Genomic DNA, 26,209 nt, shown 5'->3' with positions numbered 1-26,209 from the left:
CGGGCGGGCGTCGACCCGCTGTCCACGCGGGGCAGCGACATCGGCGTCTTCACCGGCATCGTCCACCACGACTACGTGACCCGGCTCCGGCAGGTGCCCGAGGACGTCCAGGGCTACCTGATGACCGGCACGGCGGCGAGCGTGGCCTCGGGCCGCGTCTCGTACGTCTTCGGCTTCGAGGGGCCCGCGGTCACGGTGGACACGGCATGCTCCTCGTCGCTGGTGGCGATGCATCTGGCCGCGCAGTCGCTGCGGCAGGGCGAGTGCTCGATGGCGCTGGCCGGCGGGGCGACGGTGATGGCGAGCCCGGACGCGTTCCTGGAGTTCTCGCGCCAGCGGGGCCTGTCCGCCGACGGCCGCTGCAAGGCGTTCGCGTCGACGGCCGACGGCACCGGCTGGTCCGAGGGCGTGGGCGTGGTCGTGCTGGAGCGTCTTTCGGTGGCCCGGGAGCGCGGCCACGAGGTGCTCGCGGTGCTGCGCGGCTCCGCCGTCAACCAAGACGGCGCCTCCAACGGCCTCACCGCCCCCAACGGGCCCTCGCAGCAGCGCGTCATCCGCCGGGCGCTCGCCAACGCGGGCCTCTCGGCGGCGGACGTCGACGTCGTGGAGGCCCACGGCACCGGCACCGCGCTGGGCGACCCCATCGAGGCGCAGGCGCTGCTCGCCACGTACGGCCAGGACCGCGACCCGCAGAGGCCGCTGTATCTCGGCTCCCTGAAGTCGAACATCGGGCACGCGCAGGCGGCCGCCGGGGTGGCCGGTGTCATCAAGATGGTGCAGGCGCTGCGGCACGGCACAATGCCCGCGACCCTGCACGTGGACGAGCCCACCGCGCAGGTGGACTGGTCGGCCGGGGCCGTGGAGCTGCTCACGGAGGCCCGCGAGTGGTCGGCCGATGGCCGTCCGCGCCGCGCCGGTGTCTCCTCGTTCGGCGCGAGCGGGACGAACGCGCACCTGATCCTGGAGGAGGCACCCGCCGGGGATCCCGAGGCGCCCACCGGAGAAGCACCGGAGGCGCCCGCCGCGGAAGCGCCGGAGGCCGTGGCCGCGCCCGCCGGGGTCGTACCGCTGGTGGTGTCGGCGCGCAGCGCCGGTTCACTTGCGGGGCAGGCCGGGCGGCTCGCGGCGTTCGTCGAGGACACCGGTCACGCGTCGCTGTCCCGAACCGCCGGGGCGCTGCTGTCCGGCCGGGCCCTGTTGAGCGAACGCGCGGTCGTCGTCGCCGGTTGCGAGGAGGACGCGCTCACCGGGCTCCAGGCGCTGGCCCGTGGCGAGAGCACCGCTCACACGGTGGCCGGCAGCGCCGGTCCCGGCAGCCCGGGCAAGGTCGTGTGGGTCTTCCCCGGCCAGGGCTCCCAATGGGCCGGTATGGGACGGGAGTTGCTGGACACTTCGCCGGTCTTCGCCGAGCGGATCGCGGAGTGCGCGGCCGCGCTCGACCCGTACATCGACTGGTCGCTGACCGGCGTGTTGCGGGGCGGGGAACCGGAGCTGCTGGAGCGGGTGGACGTCGTGCAGCCCGCGAGCTTCGCCGTCAACGTCGCTCTGGCCGCCGTCTGGTCCTCGCTCGGGGTGCGTCCCGACGCGGTACTCGGTCACTCGCAGGGTGAGATCGCGGCCGCCTGTGTCTCCGGTGCGCTGTCGCTGGAGGACGCGGCGCGGGTGGTCGCGTTGCGCAGTCAGGCGATCGGTGAGCGGCTTGCCGGTCGGGGCGGTATGGCGTCGGTGGCGCTGAGCGAGGACGAGGCGGCCGCCCGTCTGGAGCGGTGGGCGGGCCGGGTCGAGGTCGCGGCCGTCAACAGCCCGAACTCGGTGGTCATCGCCGGTGACGCCCAGGCCCTGGACGAGGCGCTCGAAGCCCTCAAGGAGGACGGTGTCCGGGTCCGCCGGGTCGCGGTGGACTACGCCTCGCACACCCGCCACGTCGAGGACGTCGAGGACGTCCTCGCCGAGACCCTGTCCGGCATCACGGCGCAGGCGCCCACGATCCCCTTCCACTCGACCGTGACGGGCGACTGGGTCGAGGACGCCGGTGTCCTCGACAGCCCCTACTGGTACGGGAACCTGCGCGGCCAGGTGCGGTTCGCCCCCGCGGTCGCCGAGCTGGTCCGCCGGGGCCACGGCGTCTTCATCGAGATCAGCGCCCACCCGGTGCTCGTCCAGCCGGTCAGCGAGACGGTGTACGAGGCCGACGGCGACACGGACGCGCTGGTCACGGGAACACTGCGGCGCGACGACGGGGGCCTGCGCCGCCTCCTGGCCTCCGCCGCCGAACTCTTCGTCCGCGGCGTCCCCGTGGACTGGGCCGCGACCCTGCCCGCCACCCCCGCACCGGCCCGCGTCGCGCTGCCCACGTACGCCTTCGACCGCCGGCGCTACTGGCTCCAGGAGGCGGCGGCCGCCGACGACACCGCCGGGACGGCCGGGGGAGAGGACTCCGACTTCTGGCAGGCGGTCGAACACGCCGACCTGGACTCGCTCTCCGCGCTCCTGGAGACGGCCTCGGCCGACGAGCGCAGCGCGCTCGGCGCGGTCGTGCCCGTCCTCGCCCAGTGGCGCGGCAGACGGCGCGAACAGTCCTCCGCCGAGAAGCTGCGCTACCACGTCACCTGGCGGCCGCTGGGCCGCGAGAGCTCCGGTGTGCCCGGCGGGCGCTGGCTGGTCGTCGTACCGTCCGAGCGGCGCCCGGACACCGCGATCGACGCCCTGCTGGCGGAGCTGGCCGCTCAGGGGCTCGACATGGTCCGGCTCCGGGCCGGCGAGCACGACCGTACGCGGGAGCGCCTCGCCGAGCGGCTGACCGGTGTGCTCGCCGAGCACGACGTGACCGGGGTGCTGTCGCTGCTCGCCCTGGACGAGCGGACGGCGGGCGGCCCGCAGGACCCCCTCGCGGCCACGGCCTCCACGCTCGCACTGGTGCAGGCCCTCGCCGACAGCAACGTCACCCGGCCGCTGTGGTGCCTGACCCGCGGCGCGGTGAACATCGGTATCCACGACACCCTCACCTCGCCCGCCCAGGCGGCGCTGTGGGGCCTCGGCCGGGCGGTCGCGCTCGAACACCCCGACCGCTGGGGCGGGTTGGTGGACCTGCCCGCGGGGACGGACCCGCGTACGGCCCAGTACCTGCTCGGCGTTCTCGCCGGCGCCGACGGCGAGGACCAGCTCGCGGTCCGCCGCTCGGGCGTCTACAGCCGCCGCCTGGTCCGCAAGCCGCTGCCGGAGACGGACTCCGCCGACCGCCGCTGGCAGCCCCGCGGCACCGTCCTGGTCACCGGCGGCGCCGAGGGGCTCGGCCGGCACGTGTCGGTGTGGCTGGCGCAGGCCGGCGCCGACCGGCTCGTGATCACCACCACCGCGCACGCGCCCGCCGGGGCCGTGGCGGAGCTGCGCGCCGAACTGGCCGGGCTCGACGTCCCCACGACGGTCGACGACTGCCCGGACACCGACCGGGAGGCGATCGCCCGCCTGGTCGCGCAGACCGGACACCCGCTCACCGCCGTGGTGCACGCCGCCGACATCACGCGGACCGGCTCCGTCGCCGACACCGGACCCGCCGACCTCGCCGAGGTGTTCACGGCGAAGGTGGAGAACGCCCTGTGGCTCGACGAGCGGTTCGAGGACACGCCGCTCGACGCGTTCGTGGTCTTCTCCTCGATCGCCGGTGTGTGGGGCGGCGGCGGCCAGGGCCCGTCCGGTGCGGCCAACGCCGTACTGGACGCGCTCGTCGAATGGCGCCGGGCGCGCGGCCTGCGGGCGACATCGCTCGCCTGGGGCGCGCTCGACCAGATCGGCGTCGGCATGGACGAGGCGGCACTGGCCCAGCTGCGCCGGCGCGGGGTGCTCCCCATGGCGCCGCAGCTGGCGGTGGTCGCGATGGTCCAGGCGGTGGGCGGCAACGAGAAGTTTGTGGCCATGGCCGACATGGACTGGGCCGCGTTCGTCCCGGCGTTCACCTCGGTGCGCGCCAGCCCGCTCCTGGCCGACCTGCCCGAGGCGAAGGCGGTGCTCGAAGCGGCACAGGGCGACGGCGAGAACGGCGGGGCCGCTGACGCCGCCGCGTCCCTCGCGGACTCCCTGCGGGCGGTCTCGGACACCGAGCAGAACCGCGTACTGCTCCGCCTGGTGCGCGGCCACGCCTCGACGGTGCTCGGCCACGGCGGTGCCGAGGGCATCGGCCCGCGGCAGGCGTTCCAGGAGGTCGGTTTCGACTCGCTGGCCGCCGTGAACCTGCGCAACAGCCTGCACCGGGCGACGGGACTGCGGCTGCCCGCGACGCTGATCTTCGACTACCCCACCCCGGAGGCGCTGGTCGGATATCTCCGCTCCGAGCTGCTGCGCGAGGACGACGACGGCCCCGACGCGCGCGAGGACGACCTCAGGCAGGTGCTGGCGTCCGTGCCGTTCGCCCGGTTCAAGGAAGCCGGGGTCCTGGAGGCCCTCCTCGGCCTCGCCGACGACAGCGGACCCGCCGCCGACCCCGCGCGGGAGCCGGCCGGCGAAGCGCCGACGGCCGGCGGCAACGAGGAACTGATCGACGCCATGGACGTTGCCGACCTGGTGCAACGAGCCCTGGGCAAGACGAGCTGACCCTGATGAACGAACCGTGGAGGATGGTTATGTCCGCGCCGGACAAGCAGGTCGTCGAGGCCCTGCGGGCCTCGCTGAAGGAGAACGCACGGCTTCAGCAGGAGAACAGCGAACTCGCGGCCGCGGCCACGGAACCCATCGCGATCGTCTCGATGGCCTGCCGGTACGCGGGCGGAGTCCGAAGCCCCGAGGACCTGTGGCGGGTGGTGTCCGAGGGCACCGACGTCTACACCGCCTTCCCCGAGGACCGCGGCTGGGACGTCGAGGGCCTCTACCACCCGGACCCGGACAACCCCGGTACGACGTACGTGCGTGAGGGCGCCTTCCTGCACGAGGCGGGCCGGTTCGACGCCGCGTTCTTCGGCATCTCGCCGCGCGAGGCCATGGCGATGGACCCCCAGCAGCGGCAGCTGCTCGAAGTGTCCTGGGAGGCCATCGAACGCGCCGGCATCGACCCGCACTCGGTGCGGGGCAGCGACATAGGCGTCTTCGCCGGCATGGTGCACCAGGACTACGCCCCCGACCTCAGCGGCTACGAGGACTTCCTCAGCCTGGAGCGCGCCCTCGGCACCGCGGGCGGTGTCGCCTCGGGACGCGTCGCCTACACCCTCGGCCTGGAGGGACCGGCGGTCACCGTCGACACCATGTGCTCCTCCTCGCTGGTGGCGCTGCACCTCGCCGCGCAGGCGCTGCGCCGCGGCGAGTGCTCGATGGCGCTCGTCGGCGGGGCCACGGTGATGGCGACACCGGGCGGCTTCGTCGGCTTCGCCCGGCAGCGGGCCCTCGCCTTCGACGGGCGCTGCAAGTCCTACGCGGCGGGCGCCGACGGCTCCGGCTGGGCCGAGGGCGTCGGCGTGCTGCTCGTGGAGCGGCTCTCGGTGGCCCGCGAGCGCGGCCACCGCGTCCTCGCGGTGGTCCGGGGCAGCGCCGTCAACCAGGACGGCGCCTCGAACGGCCTGACCGCGCCCAACGGCCCCGCGCAGCAGCGGGTGATCCGCAAGGCCCTGGCCGCCGCCGGGCTCTCCCCGGCCGACGTCGACGCGGTCGAGGGACACGGCACCGGCACCGTCCTCGGCGACCCGATCGAGGCGCAGGCGCTGCTCGCCACCTACGGACAGGGCCGCGACCCGCGAAAGCCCCTGTACCTCGGCTCGGTGAAGTCCGTCATCGGCCACACCCAGGCGGCGTCCGGCGTGGCCGGGGTCATCAAGACCGTGCAGGCGCTGCGCCACGGCGTGCTGCCCAGGACCCTGCACGTGGACGCGCCGACGCCCCAGGTCGACTGGTCCGCGGGCGCGGTGGAGCTGCTGACGCGGGCGCGGGAGTGGCCGCGTGAGGACCGTCCGCGCCGCGCCGGTGTCTCCTCGTTCGGCGCGAGCGGGACGAACGCGCACCTGATCCTGGAGGAGGCGCCCGCCGAGGAGACGGCGGAGCCCGCGGCGAAGGACCCGGGCGGCGTGGTGCCGCTGGTGGTGTCGGCGGGCACCGGCACGTCCCTGACGGCCCAGGCCGATCGCCTGGCTGCCTTTGTCGAGCACACCGACGGGGTGTCGCTGACGGACGTCGCGGGCGCCCTCGTGACGGGCCGCGCGGTCCTCGGGGAGCGCGCGGTCGTCCTGGCCGGCTCCCCGGCGGAGGCGCTCTCCGGGCTGCGCGCCCTGGCCGCCGGCGAGAGCGCGGCCGGTGTCGTCCGCGGTGCGGGGACACCGGGCAAGATCGTCTGGGTGTTCCCGGGCCAGGGCTCCCAATGGGTGGGCATGGGCCGGGAGTTGATGGACTCATCGCCCGTCTTCGCGGAGCGGATCGCGCAGTGCGCGACCGCCCTGGAGCGGTGGGTCGACTGGTCCCTTGTCGACGTGGTGCGCGGCGACGCCGACCCCGAGCTGCTCGACCGGGTGGACGTCGTCCAGCCCGCGAGCTTCGCCGTCGTGGTCGCCCTGGCGGCCGTCTGGTCGTCCGTGGGCGTCGAGCCCGACGCGGTGCTCGGCCACTCACAGGGCGAGATCGCGGCCGCCTGTGTCTCCGGCGCGCTGTCGCTCGACGACGCGGCCCGGGTGGTCGCGCTGCGCAGCCAGCTGATCGCCTCCGAACTGGCCGGGCGCGGCGGCATGGCCTCGGTCGCCCTGAGCGAGGACGAGGCGGTCGCCCGTCTGGAGCGCTGGGCGGACCGGGTCGAGGTCGCCGCCGTCAACGGCCCGCACTCCGTGGTGATCGCGGGCGACGCACAGGCCCTGGACGACGCCCTGGACACCCTGGAGGACCAGGGCGTACGAGTCCGGCGCATCGCCGTCGACTACGCCTCGCACTCGCGCCACGTGGAGCGGATACGGGACGCCCTCGCCGACGCGCTGGCCGGCCTCACCGCGCAGGCACCGGCGATCCCCTTCCTCTCCACCGTCACCGGCAGCCTGGTCGAGGAGGCCGGCGTGCTGGACGGCGGCTACTGGTACCGCAACCTGCGCGGCCAGGTGAAGTTCGGCCCCGCCGTCGCCGAGCTCATCGAGGACGGCCACGGCGTCTTCGTCGAGATCAGCGCCCACCCGGTCCTCGTCCAGCCCATCACGGAGATCGCGTACGCGGCCGAGGGCGACGCCGACGTACTGGCGACCGGCTCGCTGCGCCGCCAGGAGGGCGGCCTGCGGCGATTGTTCGCCTCGATGGCCGAACTGTTCGTCCGCGGCGTGCCCGTGGACTGGGCCGCGATCCTGCCCGCCCGCACCGGCGTGGCACCCGTCGACCTGCCCACGTACGCCTTCGACCAGCAGCACTTCTGGCTCCGGATGGGCGGCTCGGCCACCGACTCGGCCTCCCTCGGCCTGGTCGGCACCGACCACCCGCTGCTCGGCGCCGTGGTCCAGCTCCCGCACTCCGACGGCCTGGTCTTCACCTCGCGCCTCTCCCTCCAGTCGCACCCCTGGCTCGCCGGGCACGCCATCGGCGGCGTCGTCATCGTCCCGGGCACCGCCTACGTCGATCTCGCCGTCCGCGCGGGCGACGAGTTCGGCTACGGCGTCCTGGACGAGCTCGTCATCGAGGCGCCGCTGGCCCTGCCCGAGCGCGGCGGCGTGCGGGTCCAGGTCGCGGTGAGCGGCCCGGACGCGACCGGCCGGCGCACCGTCGACGTCTACTCGCTGCGCGAGGACGCCGCCGACGAGAACGGCACCGGCCCGTGGACCCGGCACGCCACCGGACTCCTGTCGGCCGACCTCAGGTCCCCGCAGGCCGAGACCGACTTCACCGCGTGGCCGCCGCCCGGCGCCCAGCCGGTCGACGTCGAGAACTTCTACGCCGACCTGACCGAGCGCGGCTACGCCTACGGCTCCGCCTTCCAGGGCATGCGGGCGGTGTGGCGGCGCGGCGACGAGGTCTTCGCCGAGGTCTCCCTGCCCGACGAACAGCGCGACGAGGCGGGCAAGTACGGCATTCACCCGGCGCTCCTCGACGCGGCGCTGCACACCAACGCCTTCGCCAACCCCGACGACGACCGCAAGGTGCTGCCGTTCGCGTGGAACGGTCTCGTGCTGCACGCCGCGGGCGCCTCCGCGCTGCGGGTACGCGTCGCACCGTGCGGCCCCGACGCGCTCTCGTTCCAGGCCGCCGACGAGACCGGCGGCCTCGTGGTGACCATGGACTCGCTGGTCTCCCTGCCGGTCTCCGCCGACCAGCTCGACGCCGCGGCGGCGGACGACGGCCGCGACTCCCTCTTCGGCGTCGAGTGGACCGAACTCCCCCCGGCCCAGAACACGGTGGCCGCACCCGCGTGGGCGCCGCTGACCACGGCCGAGGACGTGACGGCGCTCACCGCCGACGCGTCGGTGGCGGTCCTGGAGGCGGTGGGCGGGGACGGCGAGGACGCCGTGCTCGCCCTGTCCGTACGGGTACTCGGCGTCCTCCAGAGCTGGCTGGCCGCGGTGGGCACCGAACAGTCCCGGCTCGTCGTCGTGACCCGGGGCGCGGTGCCCGCCGGTGACGGCGTGGTGTCCGACCCGGCCGGATCGGCGGTGTGGGGTCTCGTGCGCGCCGCGCAGGCGGAGAACCCGGACCGGATCGTCCTGCTCGACACCGACCCGGCGGCCGGCACCGGCACCGAGGGACTCGAAGGGGTCCTGGGCGCGGCGCTCGCCGCCGACGAACCGCAGATCGCGGTGCGCGGCACCACGCTCACCGCACCCCGCCTCGCCCGCGTCACCGGGCAGGCCCCGGACGAACCCGACGTGTTCGGCCCGCAGGGCACGGTGCTGCTCACGGGCGGCACCGGCTCCCTCGGCGCCCTCCTCGCCCGCCACCTCGTGACCCGGCACGGCGTACGCCACCTGCTCCTCGCCGGCCGCCGCGGCCCCGCCGCCGAAGGCGTGCAGGAGCTGGTCGCCGAACTCGCCGAGCAGGGCGCCGAGGTCACCGTCGTGGCCGCCGACGTCTCCGAGCGGCGCGGCGTCGAGACCTTGCTCGCCGCCGTACCGGACGAGCACCCGCTGACCGGCGTGGTGCACCTCGCCGGTGTCCTGGACGACGGCGTCATCGCCACCCTCACCCCGGAGCGTCTCGCCGGCGTCTTCGCGCCCAAGGTCGACGCGGTGCGCCACCTCGACGAGCTGACCCGCGGCCTGGACCTGGACGCGTTCGTCGTGTTCTCGTCCGCCGCCGCCCTCATGGGCTCGGCCGGCCAGGGCAACTACGCCGCCGCCAACGCCTTCCTCGACGGACTGATGGCCGAGCGCCGCGCGGCCGGGCTGCCCGGACTCTCGCTGGCCTGGGGCCTGTGGGAGCAGAGCGACGGCCTGACCGCGCACCTCAGCGCCGTCGACCAGGCCCGCATGAGCCGCGGCGGCGTCCTCGCGCTGAGCCCGGCCGAGGGCCTGCGCATCTTCGACACGGGCCTGCACATGGGCCAGCCGCTCCTCGTACCGATCAAGCTGGACCTCAAGACGCTGCGCGGCCAGGCCGCGTCCGGCGGGGGAGTGCAGCACCTGCTGCGCGGTCTGGTCCGGGCCGGCCGCCGCACCGCGCGGGCCGCCGCAGGGGACAGCGGCGCCCTGGTCCGCAGGCTCGCCGGGCTCTCCCAGAACGAGCAGGAGAGCGTCCTGATCGCCCTCGTCCAGGCCGAGGCGGGCGCCGTGCTCGGCTTCACCAGCCCCGAACTGACGCAGGGCACCACCGGGTTCAGCGACATCGGCTTCGACTCGCTGACCGCCGTGGAGCTGCGCAACCGGCTCAGCGCCGCGACCGGCGTCAAGCTCCCCGCCACGCTCATCTTCGACTACCCGACCCCGCAGGCCCTCGCCCGCTACCTGCGCGAGGAGCTCGGCGACAGTACCGCCGCCGACGCCTCCGCCCCGGCCGAGGCCGCCGTCGCGGACCCCGGCGAGCCCATCGCGATCGTCGGCATGGCGTGCCGCCTGCCCGGCGGGGTCACCGGCCCCGACGCGCTGTGGCGCCTGGTGCGCGAGGGACGCGAGGGCATGTCCCCGTTCCCCGACGACCGCGGCTGGGACCTGGACACCCTCTTCGACGCCGACCCCGACAAGGCGGGCACGTCGTACTCCACCAAGGGCGGCTTCCTGGAGGGCGCCGGACTCTTCGACGCGGGCTTCTTCGGGATCTCGCCGCGCGAGGCGCTGGCCATGGACCCGCAGCAGCGGCTCCTCCTGGAGACCACGTGGGAGGCGCTGGAGAGCGCGGGAGTCGACCCGGCCTCGGCGCGCGGCGACAGCATCGGCGTCTTCTCCGGCGTCTCCATCCACGACTACGTCGAGTCCCTGACACACCTGCCCGCGGAGCTCGAAGGCTTCGCCACGACCGCCACCGCCGGGAGCGTGGCATCGGGCCGCGTCTCGTACGTCTTCGGCTTCGAGGGCCCGGCCGTCACCGTGGACACCGCCTGCTCGTCGTCGCTGGTGGCGATGCACCTGGCCGCGCAGTCACTGCGGCAGGGCGAGTGCTCGATGGCGCTGGCCGGCGGGGTCGCCGTGATGGGTTCGCCCATCGGTGTCCTCGGCATGTCGCGCCAGCGCGGCCTGGCCGCCGACGGCCACTGCAAGGCGTACGCGGACGACGCCGACGGCACCGTCCTCTCGGAAGGTGTGGCCCTGGTCGCCCTGGAGCGCCTGTCGGTGGCCCGCGAACGCGGCCACAAGGTCCTCGCGGTGCTCCGCGGCAGCGCCGTCAACCAGGACGGCGCCTCCAACGGCCTCACCGCCCCGAACGGACCCTCGCAGCAGCGCGTCATCCGCAAGGCGCTGGCCGGGGCCGGGCTCACCCCGTCCGAGGTGGACGTCGTGGAGGGCCACGGCACGGGCACGGTCCTCGGCGACCCGATCGAGGCGCAGGCGCTCATCGCGACGTACGGACGTGACCGTGACCCGCGACAGCCCCTGTACCTCGGCTCGTTGAAGTCCAACATCGGTCACACGCAGGCCGCCGCCGGCGTCGCCGGTGTGATCAAGATGGTGCAGGCGCTGCGCCACGGCGTACTGCCGCCGACGCTGCACGCGGGGGAGCGCACAACGAAGGTGGACTGGTCGGACGGCTCCATCGAGCTTCTGACGGAGGCGCAGGAGTGGCCGCGCGAGGGCCGACCGCGCCGCGCCGGTGTCTCCTCGTTCGGCATCAGCGGAACGAACGCGCACCTGATCCTGGAGGAAGCGCCCGAGGAGACGCCGAAACCCCGGGCGACGGACGACGGGGGTGTGGTGCCCCTGGTGGTGTCGGCGCGCGGTACCGCTTCGCTGGCGGGTCAGGCCGAGCGCCTCGCGGCATTCGTCGAGGGCGCCCCGGAGCTCTCACCTGCGTCGCTGGCCGACGCTCTGGTGACGACCCGGGCGTTGCTGGGGGAGCGGGCGGTGGTTGTGGCCGGTTCGCGCGAGGAGGCGCTGTCCGGGCTGCGAGCACTGGCGGCGGGGGAGAGCGCGGCTGGTGTCGTCTCCGGTGCGGGGACGTCCGGCAAGGTCGTGTGGGTGTTCCCCGGCCAGGGTTCGCAATGGGCCGGTATGGGCCGGGAGTTGTTGGACACCTCGCCTGTGTTCGCGGAGCGGATCGCCGAGTGCGCGGCCGCCCTCGACCCGTACATCGACTGGTCGCTCGTCGAGGTGCTGCGCGGAGAGGCTGCCCCGGAGCTGCTGGAGCGCGTCGATGTGGTGCAGCCGGCGAGTTTCGCGGTGATGGTGGGTCTGGCGGCGGTGTGGTCGTCGGTGGGTGTGCTGCCGGATGCGGTGCTCGGTCACTCGCAGGGTGAGATCGCGGCCGCCTGTGTGTCTGGTGCGTTGTCGTTGGAGGACGCGGCGCGGGTGGTGGCGTTGCGCAGTCAGGCGATCGGTGAGCGGCTTGCCGGGCGGGGCGGTATGGCGTCGGTCGCGCTGAGCGAGGACGAGGCTGTTGCGCGTCTGGTGCGGTGGGCGGACCGGGTCGAGGTGGCCGCGGTCAATGGTCCGAGTTCAGTGGTGATCGCCGGTGATGCCGAGGCTCTGGACGAGGTGCTCGAAGCCCTTACGGAGGACGGTGTCCGGGTGCGCCGGGTCGCGGTGGACTACGCGTCGCACACCCGCCACGTCGAGGACATCGAGCAGATCCTCGCCGAGAGGCTCTCCGGTATCGAGGCGCAGGCGCCATTGGTGCCGTTCTACTCGACGGTGACGGGCGGCTGGGTCGAGGACGCCGATGTGCTCAACGGGCGTTACTGGTACGGGAATCTGCGCGGTCAGGTCGGGTTCGGTCCGGCCGTCACCGAGCTGGTCCGGCAGGGCCACGGTGCGTTCGTCGAGGTCAGTGCGCACCCGGTGCTGGTGCAGCCGATCACCGAGATCCTGGACGGCAGCGAGACGGTCACCGCCTCGGTCGTGACCGGGTCACTGCGGCGCGAGGAGGGGGGTCTGCGCCGACTGCTGACCTCGATGGCCGAGTTGTTCGTCCGCGGTGTCCCCGTCGACTGGAGCGGAGTGCTCCCCGCCGGAACCACCGCGGCAGGCGTCGACCTGCCGACATACGCCTTCGACCACCAGCACTACTGGCTCCACACGGCACGGGCCACCACCGACGCGGCGTCGCTCGGCCAGGCGGCCGTCGACCACCCGATCCTCGGGGCGATGCTCCAACTGCCGCACTCCGAGGGCCTGTTGTTCACCTCGCGGCTTTCGCTCAAGTCACATGCCTGGCTGGCCGACCATCTCGTCGGCGGGGCCTTCGTCTTCCCCGCCACCGGCCTGGCCGAGCTGGCGGTACGCGCCGGTGACGAGGCCGGGTGCGGCGTACTGGAAGAGCTCGTGACCGAGGCGCCCCTGATCGTGTCCGAGCAGGGCGGCGTACGGATCCAGGTCGCCGTCGGCGGACCGGACGAGAACGGCACGCGCACCCTGGAGATCTACTCGCAGCGCGAGGACACCGCCGGCGACCGCGACACGTGGACACGGCACGCCACCGGCACGCTCTCGGCTCAGGCGCCCCACCGCGAGGCGGAGTTCGACTTCACCGTCTGGCCCCCGGCCGGCGCGGAGAGCGTCGACGCCGACGACTTCTACTCCGGTCCGGCCGCACAGGGCTACGAGTACGGCCCCGCTTTCCAGGGCGTCCGCGCGCTGTGGCGGCGCGGCGACGAACTCTTCGCCGAGGTCGCCCTGCCCGAGGAACACCGTAAGGACGCCGCCGGTTTCGGCATTCACCCGGCGCTGCTCGACGCCGCCCTGCACGCCCACACGCTGGGCGGCGCGGCGGCCGACGGTGACGGGATCCGCCAGCCCCTCGACTGGACCGGCCTGGTGCTGCACGCCGCCGGCGCCTCGGCGCTACGGGTCCGCCTGCGGCGCAGCGGCTCCGGACTGCTGGCGCTCGATGCGGCGGACGAGACCGGTGGCCTGGTGGTGTCGGCGGACTCGCTGTCCCTGCGGGAACTGACCGCCGAGCAACTGGCCGGCGCCGGGGACCCGGCCGTGACCGCCGAGTCGCTGTTCCAGGTGGACTGGACCCAACTGCCAGCACAGCAGACCCCGTCGGCGGCTCCGGAGTGGGTGTCGGTGGTCTGCGCGGAGGATGTGGCGGCGTTGTCCGCCGATGTGCCCGTGGTGGTTGTGGAAGCGGTGGGCGGTGACGGCGCGGATGCGGTGCTCGCTCTGTCCTCGCGGGTGCTGGGTGTGGTGCAGGCGTGGCTGGCTGGCGATGGTCTCGACGAGGCGCGGTTGGTGGTGGCGACGCGCGGTGCGGTGCCCGCCGGTGATGGTGGGGTGTCCGATCCTGCGGGGTCGGCGGTGTGGGGTCTGGTGCGTGCGGCGCAGGCGGAGAACCCCGGCCGGATCGTCCTGATCGACACCGATCCGGTGGCCGAGACCGGTACTGAGGGGCTCGTGGGCATCCTGGGTGCGGCGTTGGCCGGTGGTGAGCCGCAGGTCGCCGTGCGCGGGACGGTTCTGTCCGTGCCGCGTGTCGCGCGCGCTCACGTCGCTGACGGGGCGCGGGTGTTCGGTCCGGAGGGGACGGTTCTTGTCACGGGTGGTACGGGTTCGCTGGGTGCGCTGGCGGCCCGGCATCTGGTGGCGCGGTACGGCGTGCGGAGTCTGGTGCTTGCCAGCCGCCGGGGTCCGGAGGCCGAGGGGGCCGGGGAGTTGGTCGCCGAGCTGACCGGGCAGGGTGCGGTGGTCTCCGTCGTGGCCTGCGACGTCTCCGACCGTGACCAGGCGAAGGATCTGCTGGCCTCGATACCCGACCTGCGCGGAGTCCTGCACACGGCCGGTGTCCTGGACGCCGGTGTCATCGAAACACTGACACCGGAGCGCCTGGCGAGGGTGTTCGGGCCGAAGGTCGACGCCGTACGCCATCTCGACGAGCTGACCCGCGGCCTGGGTCTCGGCCTCGACGCATTCGTCGTCTACTCCTCCGTCTCGGGCGTCTTCATGGGTGCGGGCAGCGGCAGTTACGCGGCGGCCAACGCCTACCTCGACGGCCTGATGGCCAACCGCCGCGCGGCCGGGCTGCCCGGACTCTCCCTGGCCTGGGGGCTGTGGGAGCAGAGCGGCGGCGGCATGGCGGCCGACACCGACGACCTCGTCAGGTCCCGGATGGGCCGGCGCGGTGGTCTCCAGATCATGAGCCCGGCCGACGGCATGCGGCTCTTCGACGCCGCGGTCGGGTCCGCGCGGTCCCTGCTCGTCCCCGCCAAGCTGGACCTGCGCGCCGTACGCGCCGACGCGGCGGCCGGCACCGCAGTGCCGCACATGCTGCGCGGCCTGGTCCGCGCGGGCCGCCAGCAGGCGCGGGCCGGCTCCGTCAGGGACGGCGAACTGCTGCGCCGCCTCTCCCGGCTCAGCGCCGCCGAACAGGAGAAGACCCTCGTCGACCTGGTCCGCACCCAGGCCGCGCTCGTGCTCGGCCACGCCGGAGCGGACGGGGTGCCGGCGGACATCGCGTTCAAGGACACGGGCTTCGACTCGCTCACCGCCGTGGAACTGCGCAACAAGCTGCGCGAGGCGACCGGCCTGAAACTGCCCGCCACCCTGGTCTTCGACTATCCGAACCCGCAGACCCTGGGCCGCCACCTGCACACCGAACTCGTCCCGGACGGCACCGCCGGCCCGGACGTGGACGAGGTGCGGCTGCGGCACGCACTCGCCTCACTCCCGCTGGCGCGGTTCCGGGAGGCCGGACTGATGGAAGCCCTGGTCGGCCTTGCCGCCCTCGGCGACGGCGATCCGGCGGCCGCCGCGCCGGACGACGCGGGCGAGACGGCGGTCGCCGATCTCAACGTCGACGACCTCGTCCACCTGGCGCTCGGCGACAACTGACTCCGCGACACCGGACTGATTGGGGATTTCAAGTGAGTGCGTCGTACGAAAAGGTCGTCGAGGCGCTACGGGCATCGCTCGAGGAGGTCGGTTCGCTCAAGAAGCAGAACCGCCGGCTCATCGACGCGTCCCGCGAGCCGGTGGCCGTGGTGGGCATGGCATGCAGGCTGCCCGGGGAAGTGGCGGGTCCCGAGGACCTGTGGAGCCTGGTAAGGGACGGCCGCGACGCCGTGACCGGCTTCCCGGAGGACCGGGGCTGGGACCTGGAGGGCCTGTTCGACCCGGACCCCGAGCGCGCGGGTACCTCGTACACGGACCGGGGCGGCTTCCTCCACGAGGCGGGCCTCTTCGACGCCGGGTTCTTCGGGATCTCGCCCCGCGAGGCGCTGGCGATGGACCCGCAGCAGCGGCTGCTCCTGGAATCCTCCTGGGAGGCCCTGGAGAGCGCGGGCATCGACCCGCTCTCGCTGAAGGGCGCCGACGTCGGCGTGTTCACGGGGCTGTTCGGCCAGGGCTATGTCGCCCCCGGCGCCAGCGTGGTGACGCCCGAACTGGAGGGCTTCGCGGGCACCGGCGGTTCCACCAGCGTGGCGTCGGGCCGTGTCTCCTACGTCCTCGGCTTCGAGGGCCCGGCCGTCACCATCGACTCGGCGTGCTCCTCGTCCCTGGTGGCGATGCACCTGGCCGCGCAGTCGCTGCGGCAGGGCGAATGCTCCATGGCGCTGGCCGGCGGCGCGACGGTCATGGCCAACCCCGGCGCGTTCGTGGAGTTCTCCCGCCAGCGCGGCCTCGCCTCCGACGGCCGCTGCAAGGCGTACGCGGACGGCGCCGACGGCACCGGATGGGCCGAGGGCGTCGGCGTGGTCGTCCTGGAGCGCCTGTCGGTGGCCCGCGAGCGCGGCCACCAGATCCTCGCGGTGCTGCGCGGCAGCGCCGTCAACCAGGATGGCGCCTCCAACGGCCTGACCGCCCCGAACGGCCCCGCCCAGCAGCGCGTCATCCGTGGCGCGCTGGCCAACGCGGGTCTCACCGCGTCGGACATCGACGTCGTGGAGGGCCACGGCACGGGCACGGTCCTCGGCGACCCGATCGAGGCGCAGGCGCTGCTCGCCACGTACGGCAAGGACCGTGATCCCCAACAGCCCCTGTACCTTGGCTCGTTGAAGTCCAACATCGGTCACACGCAGGGTGCCGCCGGCGTGGCCGGTGTCATCAAGATGGTGCAGGCGCTGCGCAAGGGCGTGATGCCCGCGACGCTCCACGTGGACGCCCCGACGTCCCAGGTCGACTGGTCGGCGGGCGGGGTCGAGCTGCTGACCGAGGCCCGCGCATGGCCGGGCGAGGACAGCCGCCCGCGCCGGGCCGGCGTCTCCGCGTTCGGCGTGAGCGGGACGAACGCACACCTGATCCTGGAGGAGGCGCCCGCCGAGGAGGCGCAGGCCGGGACCACGGACGACGGCGATGTGGTGCCGCTCGTGGTGTCGGCGCGCGGCACCGCCTCGCTGGCGGGCCAGGCCGAGCGCCTCGCGGCGCTCGTCGAAGGCGCCCAGGGCACCGAGGAGGTGCCGCTTGCGGCGCTCGCCGGGTCCCTGGTCTCCCACCGCGCACTGCTGACCGACCGTGCGGTGGTCGTCGCCGGTTCGCGCGAGGAGGCGCTGTCCGGGCTGCGAGCGCTGGCGGCCGGGGAGAGCGCGGCCGGTGTCGTCTCCGGTTCGGGGGCGTCGGGCAAGGTCGTCTGGGTGTTCCCCGGGCAGGGTTCCCAATGGGTGGGCATGGGCCGGGAGTTGCTGGATTCCTCACCGGTGTTCGCCGAGCGGATCGCCGAGTGTGCGACCGCCCTCGACCCGTATATCGACTGGTCGTTGGTCGACGTGTTGCGCGGAGAGGCTGCTCCGGAGCTGTTGGAGCGGGTGGACGTGGTGCAGCCCGCGAGTTTCGCGGTGATGGTGGGCTTGGCCGCGGTGTGGTCCTCGGCCGGGGTGCGCCCCGACGCGGTGCTCGGCCACTCGCAGGGCGAGATCGCGGCGGCGTGCGTGTCCGGCGCGTTGTCGCTGCCGGCCGCGGCGAGTGTCGTGGCCCTGCGCAGCCAGGCCATCGCTGTGGAACTGGCCGGGCGCGGTGGCATGGCGTCGGTCGCCCTGAGCGAGGACGAGGCGGTCGCCCGTCTGGAGCGCTGGGCGGACCGGGTCGAGGTCGCGGCCGTCAACGGCCCGCACTCGGTGGTGATCGCCGGTGACGCGGAGGCGCTGGACGAGGCGCTCGCCTTCCTCTCCGCGGAGGGTGTCCGGGTGCGCCGGGTCGCCGTGGACTACGCCTCGCACACCCGCCACGTGGAGGACATCAAGAACATCCTGGCCGAGACGCTCTCCGGCATCGACGCGCAGGCGCCCGCGATCCCCTTCTACTCGACGGTGAAGAGCGGCTGGGTCGAGGATGCCGGTGTCCTGGACGGCGGCTACTGGTACGGGAATCTGCGCGGCCAGGTGAGGTTCGGCCCGGCCGTCGCCGAGCTGGTCCGGCAGGGACATGGCGCCTTCGTCGAGATCAGCGCGCACCCGGTGCTGGTGCAGCCGATCACTGAGATCCTGGACGGCAGCGAGACGGTCACCGCACCGGTCGTGACCGGTTCGCTGCGGCGTGAGGAGGGCGGCCCGCGCCGCCTGCTGACCTCGATGGCCGAGCTGTTCGTCCGCGGCGTCCCCGTCGACTGGGCCGGAGTCCTGCCCGCCGACGCCGCCGCATCGCGGGTCGAGCTGCCCACGTACGCCTTCGACCACCAGCACTACTGGCTCCACGAGACCGGGGCGGTGACCGACGCCGCCTCCCTCGGGCAGTCGGCCGCCGACCACCCGCTGCTCGGTGCCGTGGTGCGGCTGCCGCACTCCGACGGCCTGGTCTTCACCTCACGGCTCTCGCTCAAGTCCCACCCCTGGCTCGCCGACCACGCCGTCGGCGGCACCGTCATCCTCCCCGGCTCCGGCCTGGTCGAACTGGCCGTGCGCGCCGGTGACGAGGCCGAGTGCGGCGCCCTCGACGAGCTCGTGATCGAGACGCCGCTCGTCGTGCCCCCGCAGGGCGGCGTACGCGTCCAGGTCGCCCTGGGCGCACCCGACGACCACGGCGCCCGCACGGTCGAGGTCCACTCCCAGCGCGAGGACGCCCCCGAGGACGACGGAGCGTGGACGCGGCACGCCGCCGGCACGCTGGCGCCCGCACCCGCGGCGCCGGAGACCGACGCCGACTTCACCGCCTGGCCGCCGCCCGGCGCCGAACAGGTCGAGGTCGGCGACTTCTACCGCGACCTGACCGAGCGCGGCTACGGCTACGGCCCCGCCTTCCAGGGCGTACGCGCGGTGTGGCGGCGCGGCGACGAGGTCTTCGCCGAGGTCGCCCTCCCCGACGAACTGCGCCAGGAGGCCGGCAGGTTCGGCGTCCACCCCGCCCTCCTCGACGCGGCCCTCCAGGCCGCCACGATCGGGAACGCTGCGGGCGGCGAACCGGACGACTCCGGGGCGCCCGTCCTGGCCTTCGCGTGGAACGGCCTCGTGCTGCACGCCTCGGGCGCCTCGGCGCTGCGCGTCCGCATCGCGTCGAACGGCCCGGACGCCCTGTCCGTCCAGGCGGCCGACGAAGCCGGCGGGCTCGTGGTGACGCTGGACTCGCTGGTGTCCCGGGCCGTCTCCGCCGAGCAGCTGGAGACACCGGCGGGCGGGACGGCCGCCAACGCGCTCTTCCGCCTCGAATGGGCCGACCTGCCCGCGCCGCCCGACTCGGACCTCCCGCCGTCGTGGCTGCCGGTGACCTCGGCCGAGGACGTGGCGGCCGTGGCCGCGAGCGGCGCCGCACCGGCCGTCGCGGTCCTGGAGGCCATCGGCGGGGACGGCGACGACGCCGTACTCGCCCTGTCCACCCGCGTACTGGGCGTGCTGCAGGCGTGGCTGGCCGAGGACGGCCTGGAGGAGTCGCGGCTCGTCGTCGCGACCCGGGGCGCGGTGGCCGCGGGCGGTACCGCCGTCACCGACCCGGCCGGAGCGGCGGTGTGGGGCCTCGTACGCGCCGCACAGTCCGAGAGCCCGGACCGGCTCGTCCTCCTCGACACCGACCCCACCGCCGACGGCGGCGTGGACTCGGTCATCGACTACGTCCTCGGCCCCGTGACGGCCACCGGCGAACCCCAGGTCGCCGTCCGCGGCGGCTCGGCCATGTCGGTCCCCCGGCTCGCCCGACCCACCGGGCAGGCCGCCGACGAACCCGCGACGTTCGGCCCCGAAGGCACCGTCCTGATCTCCGGCGGCGGTTCGCTGGGCGGCGTCGTCGCCCGGCACCTCGTCACCCGGCACGGCGTACGGCGGCTGGTCCTGGCCAGCCGCAGGGGCCCGGCGGCCGACGGCGCCCGCGCACTCGCGGACGAACTCGCCGAGAGCGGCGCGGCCGTCTCGCTCGTCGCCTGCGACCTCTCCGACCGCGACAGGACAGAGGCGCTCCTCGCCTCCCTGCCCGACCTGCGGGGCGTCGTGCACACGGCCGGCGTCTTCGACGACGGGCTCATCGCGGACCTCACCCCGGAGCGCCTCGCCAAGGTGTACGCGCCGAAGGCCGACGCCGTACGCCACCTCGACGCGCTCACCCGCCACCTGGACCTGGACGCGTTCGTCGTCTTCTCCTCCGTGGCGGGCCTCTCCGGAGGCGCGGGTCAAGGCAACTACTCGGGCGCCAACGCCTTCCTCGACGGCCTGATGAGCACCCGCCGCGCGGCGGGCCTGCCCGGCCTGTCCCTGGCCTGGGGGCTGTGGGAACAGTCCCTCGGCATGGCGAGCCACCTCAGCGCGGTCGACCAGGCGCGGGCCGGCCGCAGCGGAGTCCTGGAGATCACGGCGGCCGACGGCATGGCACTGTTCGACACCGCCCTCGCCTCCGACGAGGCACTTCTCGTACCGGTCAAGCTCGACCTGAGGAGCGTGCGGGCCGACGCGGCGGCGGGCGCCGCCGTACCGCACCTGCTGCGCGGTCTCGTCCGGGCCGGCCGGCAGCAGGTCCGCGCGGCGAGCACCGCCGGCGGCAGCCAGCTCTCCGACCGGCTGGCCGGGCTCACGGCCGCCGCGCAGGAGGAGTTGCTGCTCGACCTGGTACGCACCCAGGCCGCGGTCGTCCTCGGCCACAGCGGCGCGGACGCCATCCGCCCGGACATCGCGTTCAACGAGGCCGGCTTCGACTCGCTGACCTCGGTCGAACTGCGCAACAGGCTGCGCGAGGCCACCGGCCTGAAACTGCCTCCCACGCTCGTCTTCGACTACCCGAGCCCTCTGGTCCTCGCCCGGTTCCTGCGCGGCGAGTTCGACGAGCCCGCGGCGGTCGAGCCCGAGACGCGAGCGGCCGCCACCGGCGACACGGACGAGCCGCTGGCCATCGTCGGCATGGCGTGCCGCCTGCCGGGCGGTGTCACCTCGCCGGAGGAGCTGTGGAAGCTCGTCGTCGACGGGGTCGACGCGATCTCCGACTTCCCCGAGGACCGCGGCTGGGACCTGGAGGGCCTCTTCGACCCGGACCCGGACCACGCGGGCACCTCGTACGTCAGCCAGGGCGGATTCCTGCGCGGCGCGGGCCTGTTCGACCCCGGGTTCTTCGGGATCTCGCCGCGCGAGGCGCTGGCGATGGACCCGCAGCAGCGGCTCCTCCTGGAGACCTCCTGGGAAGCGCTCGAAGGGGCGGGCATCGACCCGTTCGCGCTCAAGGGCACGGACATCGGCGTGTTCTCCGGCGTCTCGGGCCAGGGCTACGGGACCGGGGCCATCGCCCCGGAGGTGGAGGGTTTCGCGGGTACGGGCCTCGCGTCGAGCGTGGCGTCGGGCCGTGTCTCGTACGTCTTCGGCTTCGAGGGCCCGGCGGTGTCGGTCGACACGGCCTGCTCCTCCTCGCTCGTGGCCATGCACCTCGCAGCGCAGTCGCTGCGGCAGGGCGAGTGCTCCATGGCGCTCGCCGGCGGTGCGATGGTGATGGCGACCCCCGCCACCTTCATGGCGTTCTCGCGCCAGCGCGGCCTGGCCGGCGACGGCCGGTCCAAGGCGTTCGCGGACGGCGCCGACGGCATGGGCCTGTCCGAGGGCGTGGGCGTCGTACTCCTGGAGCGCCTGTCGGTGGCCCGCGAACGCGGCCACCAGGTCCTCGCGGTACTGCGCGGCAGCGCCGTCAACCAGGACGGCGCCTCCAACGGCCTCACCGCCCCGAACGGACCCTCGCAGCAGCGCGTCATCCGCAAGGCGCTCGCCAACGCGGGCCTCTCGGCGGCGGACGTCGACGTGGTGGAGGGCCACGGCACCGGCACGGCGCTCGGCGACCCGATCGAGGCACAGGCGCTGCTCGCCACGTACGGCAAGGACCGCGACCCCCAACAGCCCTTGTGGCTCGGCTCGTTGAAGTCGAACATCGGCCACGCGCAGGCCGCGTCCGGCGTCGCCAGCGTCATCAAGATGGTGCAGGCACTGCGCCACGGTGTACTGCCGCCGACGCTGCACGCGGACCGGCGCACGTCCCAGGTCGACTGGACGGCGGGCGCGGTGGAGCTGCTCACGGAGGCCCGCGAGTGGTCGGCCGACGGCCGTCCGCGCCGGGCCGGAGTCTCCTCGTTCGGCGTCAGCGGGACGAACGCGCACCTGATCCTGGAGGAGGTCCCGGACGAGGACGGAACGCCCGCCCCGGAGCCGCAGCAGCCGCTGGTCTCCGCGGACGTGGTGCCGCTGGTGGTGTCGGCGCGCGGTACCGCTTCGCTGGCGGGGCAGGCCGAGCGCCTCGCGTCGTTCGTCGAAGACGCTCGGGAGCTCTCGCCTGCGTCGCTGGCGGCGTCCCTCGTGTCCCAGCGCACTCTGCTGGGGGAGCGGGCGGTGGTTGTGGCCGGTTCGCGCGAGGAGGCGTTGTCCGGTCTGCGAGCGCTGGCGGCTGGGGAGAGCGCGGCTGGTGTCGTCTCCGGTTCGGGGGCGTCGGGCAAGGTCGTGTGGGTGTTCCCCGGTCAGGGCTCGCAGTGGGTGGGTATGGGCCGGGAGTTGTTGGACACCTCGCCTGTGTTCGCGGAGCGGATCGCCGAGTGCGCGGCCGCCCTCGACCCGTACGTCGACTGGTCGTTGGTCGACGTGTTGCGCGGAGAGGCCGCCCCGGGGTTGCTGGAGCGCGTCGATGTGGTGCAGCCGGCGAGTTTCGCGGTGATGGTGGGTCTCGCGGCGGTGTGGTCGTCGGTGGGTGTGCTGCCGGATGCGGTGCTCGGCCACTCGCAGGGCGAGATCGCGGCCGCCTGTGTCTCCGGCGCGTTGTCGCTGGAGGACGCGGCCCGTGTGGTGGCGTTGCGCAGTCAGGCGATCGGTGAGCGGCTTGCCGGTCGGGGCGGTATGGCATCGGTCGCGTTGAGCGAGGCGGAGGCGGTTGCGCGTCTGGTGCGGTGGGCGGGCCGGGTCGAGGTGGCCGCGGTCAATGGTCCGAGTTCGGTGGTGATCGCCGGTGACGCGGAGGCGTTGGACGAGGCGCTCGAAGCCCTTACGGAGGACGGTGTCCGGGTGCGGCGGGTCGCGGTGGACTACGCGTCGCACACCCGCCACGTCGAGGACATCGAGCAGGTCTTGGCCGAGAGGCTCTCCGGTATCGAGGCGCAGGCGCCATTGGTGCCGTTCTACTCGACGGTGACGGGCGGCTGGATCGAGGACTCCGGTGTCCTGGACGGCGGTTACTGGTACGGGAATCTGCGCGGTCAGGTCGGGTTCGGTCCGGCCGTCACCGAGCTGGTCCGGCAGGGCCACGGCGCGTTCGTCGAGGTCAGCGCGCACCCGGTGCTGGTGCAGCCGATCAGCGAGATCCTGGACGGTGCCGAGGACGTTGGCGGCACGGTGGTGACCGGGTCGCTGCGCCGCGAAGAGGGGGGTCTGCGGCGGCTGCTGACCTCGATGGCCGAGCTGTTCGTCCGCGGCGTTCCCGTCGACTGGAGCGGGGTGCTGCCCGCCGGGTCCGCGCGCCTCGCCCTGCCGACGTACGCCTTCGACCACCAGCACTTCTGGCTCCACACGGCCCCGGCCCACACCGACGCGAACTCCCTCGGACTCGCCGGAGCCGGTCACCCGCTGCTCGGCGCCGTGGTGCGGCTGCCGCACTCCGACGGCCTGGTCTTCACCTCCCGCCTGTCGCTCAAGTCGCACCCCTGGCTGGGCGACCACGTGGTCGGCGGTCTGGTCCTCATCCCCGCCACCGGCCTGGTGGAGCTGGCGGTACGCGCCGGTGACGAGGCCGGGTGCGGCGTACTGGAAGAGCTCGTGACCGAGGCGCCCCTGATCGTGCCCGAGCAGGGCGGCGTACGCGTCCAGGTCGCCGTCGGCGGACCGGACGAGAACGGCACGCGCACCCTGGAGATCTACTCGCAGCGCGAGGACACCTCCGGCGACCGCGACACATGGACACGGCACGCCACCGGACTCCTGTCGGCCGCGGCCACGACGCATGCCACCGACTTCGACTTCGCCGCCTGGCCCCCGGCCGGCGCCGAACAAGTGGAGCTGGACACCACCGAGTTGTACGAGGGACTCCTTGAGCGCGGGTACGCGTACGGCCCCGTGTTCCAGGGCGTCCGCGCGGTGTGGCGGCGCGGCGACGAACTCTTCGCCGAGGTCGCCCTGCCCGACGACGAGCGCAAGCAGGCCGGCGGCTTCGGCCTCCACCCCGCGCTGCTCGACGCGGCCTTGCAGGCAGGGACGTTCGCCGCTTCGGACGCGCCCGGCGAGGAGGGCGCCGGGCAACCGGTGATGCCCTTCTCCTGGAACGGCCTGGTGCTGCACGCCGCGGGCGCCTCTGCGCTGCGCGTGCGGGTCGCGCCGAACGGCGCGGACGCACTGACGGTCGCGGCGGCGGACGAGACCGGCAGCCCCGTCCTGACGATGGACGCGCTGGTCATGCGCGCCGTCTCCATCGACCAGCTGGGCGCCACGGCGGCGCAGGAGAGCCGCGACTCACTGTTCGCGGTCGAGTGGACCGACCTCTCCGCGGCCCGGTCCTCGGAGCCCGCCCCGCCGTGGGTGCCGGTGACCTCGGGCGACGACGTGACGGCCCTGACCGGGGGCGGCGCTGTACCGGCGGCCGTGGTCGTGGAGGCCGTCGGCGGCGACGGGGACGACGCCGTCCTCGCGCTGACCTCCCGGGTGCTGGGCGTGGTCCAGGCATGGCTGGGCGCCGAGGGCGTCGAGGAATCGCGCCTGGTGGTCGTCTCCCGGGGCGCGGTCGCCGCGGGGGACGGCGTGGTGTCCGACCCGGCCGGATCGGCGGTGTGGGGCCTGGTGCGCGCCGCCCAGTCCGAGAACCCCGACCGGATCGTCCTGATCGACGCCGACCCCGGCGCCGACGGCGGCCTGGAACCGGTCCTCGACTCCGTACTCGCCGACGTGCTGGCGGGCGGCGAACCGCAGGTCGCGGTGCGCGGCGCCGCCCTCGCCGTGCCCCGGCTCGCCCGGGTCGCCGACGGGACCGTCCGCCCGCGGGAGGTGTTCCGGGCCGACGGGACCGTCCTGGTCTCGGGCGGCGGCTCGCTCGGCGCCCTCGCGGCCCGGCAGTTGGTCACCCGCAACGGAGTGCGCCACCTCGTCCTCGTCAGCCGCCGCGGCCCGGCCGCGCCGGGCGTACCGGAGCTGGTCGCGGAACTCACCGAGCTGGGCGCGACGGTCTCCGCCGTCGCCTGCGACGTGTCGGACCGTACCCAGGTCGAGGCGCTGCTGACCGCGGTCCCGCAGGACCACCCGCTGCGCGGCGTGGTGCACACGGCCGGCGTGTTCGACCCGGGTGTGATCGGCGCGCTGACCCCGGAGCGGCTGGCCACGGTCTTCGCGCCGAAGGTCGACGCCGTACGCCACCTCGACGCGCTCACCCGCGGCCTGGACCTCGACGCGTTCGTCGTCTACTCCTCCGCCTCGTCCGTCTTCATGGGTGCGGGCAGCGGCAACTACGCGGCGGCCAACGCCTTCCTGGACGGCCTCATGGCCCACCGCCGCGCGGCGGGCCTGCCCGGACTCTCCCTGTCCTGGGGCCCGTGGGAGCAGGTCACCGGCATGGCAGGCAACATCGACGACCTCACCAGGACCCGGATGGGCCGGCGTGAGGGGCGCGGTGGCGTGCTGGCGCTGCCGTCCGCCGAGGGCATGGAGCTGTTCGACGCCGCGCTGGGCTCCGAGCACGCGCTCCTCGTCCCGCTCAAGCTGGACCTGCGGGCGGTCCGCGCCGACGCGGCGGCGGGCGGGGGAGTGCCGCACCTGCTGCGCGGTCTCGTCCGCGCGGGCCGCCAGCAGGCACAGTCCGCCGGCAGCGGCGGCGAGCGGCGGCAGCTGGCCGACCGGCTCGCCGGGCTGCCCACCTCGAAGCAGGAGGCACTGCTCCTCGACGTGGTCCGCGCACAGGCCGCGGTCGTCCTCGGGCACAGCGGCGCCGAGAGCGTCCGCCCGGACACCGCGTTCAACGAGGCCGGGTTCGACTCGCTGACCTCGGTGGAGCTGCGCAACCGGCTCCGGGAGGCGACCGGCCTCAAGCTCCCCGCCACGCTCGTCTTCGACCACCCGACCCCGCAGGCGCTCGCCCGTTACCTGCGGGCCGAACTCGCCGTTGACGAGGCCTCGCCCGCCGACGCGGTCCTCGCCGGTCTCGCCGGCCTGGAAGCGGTCATCGAGTCCGCGGGCCCCGACGCGGAAGCACGCGACCGGATCACCGCGCGCCTGCGCGAACTGCTGCGGGCCGCCGAGGCCGCGGACGCCGCGGGCCCGGCGGGAGCGGCGGACACCTCGGGCGAAGGGGACCTGGAGAACGCCAGCGACGAGGAACTGTTCGCGCTCTTCGAGCAGCTCGACTGA

The 26,209-nt window shown here is 74.3% G+C and carries 3 protein-coding genes (1 of these 3 only partly in view); all 3 read left to right on the top strand.

What is annotated here, in order from left to right; genetic code table 11:
* Tightly spaced (each overlapping or abutting the next), the 3 genes in view from ACZ45E_RS20575 to ACZ45E_RS20565 form a layout consistent with a single transcriptional unit that may run on beyond the window.
* Positions 1 to 4,587: the end of a type I polyketide synthase gene (locus ACZ45E_RS20575; protein WP_468222480.1), read on the top strand. 12,516 nt of this gene lie to the left of the window's left edge; the window shows 4,587 of its 17,103 coding nt (coding positions 12,517–17,103); its start codon lies off the left edge, out of view; its stop codon occupies positions 4,585 to 4,587.
* Complete coding sequence (locus ACZ45E_RS20570) at positions 4,584 to 15,350, top strand: type I polyketide synthase (protein ID WP_468222599.1); 10,767 nt, start codon at positions 4,584 to 4,586, stop codon at positions 15,348 to 15,350. The genes ACZ45E_RS20575 and ACZ45E_RS20570 overlap by 4 nt, the downstream gene beginning before the upstream one ends.
* Positions 15,347 to 26,209: a type I polyketide synthase gene (locus ACZ45E_RS20565; protein ID WP_468222598.1), complete on the top strand. Its 10,863-nt coding sequence runs from the start codon at positions 15,347 to 15,349 to the stop codon at positions 26,207 to 26,209. Before ACZ45E_RS20570 ends, ACZ45E_RS20565 begins: the two co-directional genes overlap by 4 nt.

Source organism: Streptomyces sp. NPDC030991, assembly GCF_055571235.1.
This window is presented reverse-complemented; position numbering and strand designations above follow the sequence as displayed.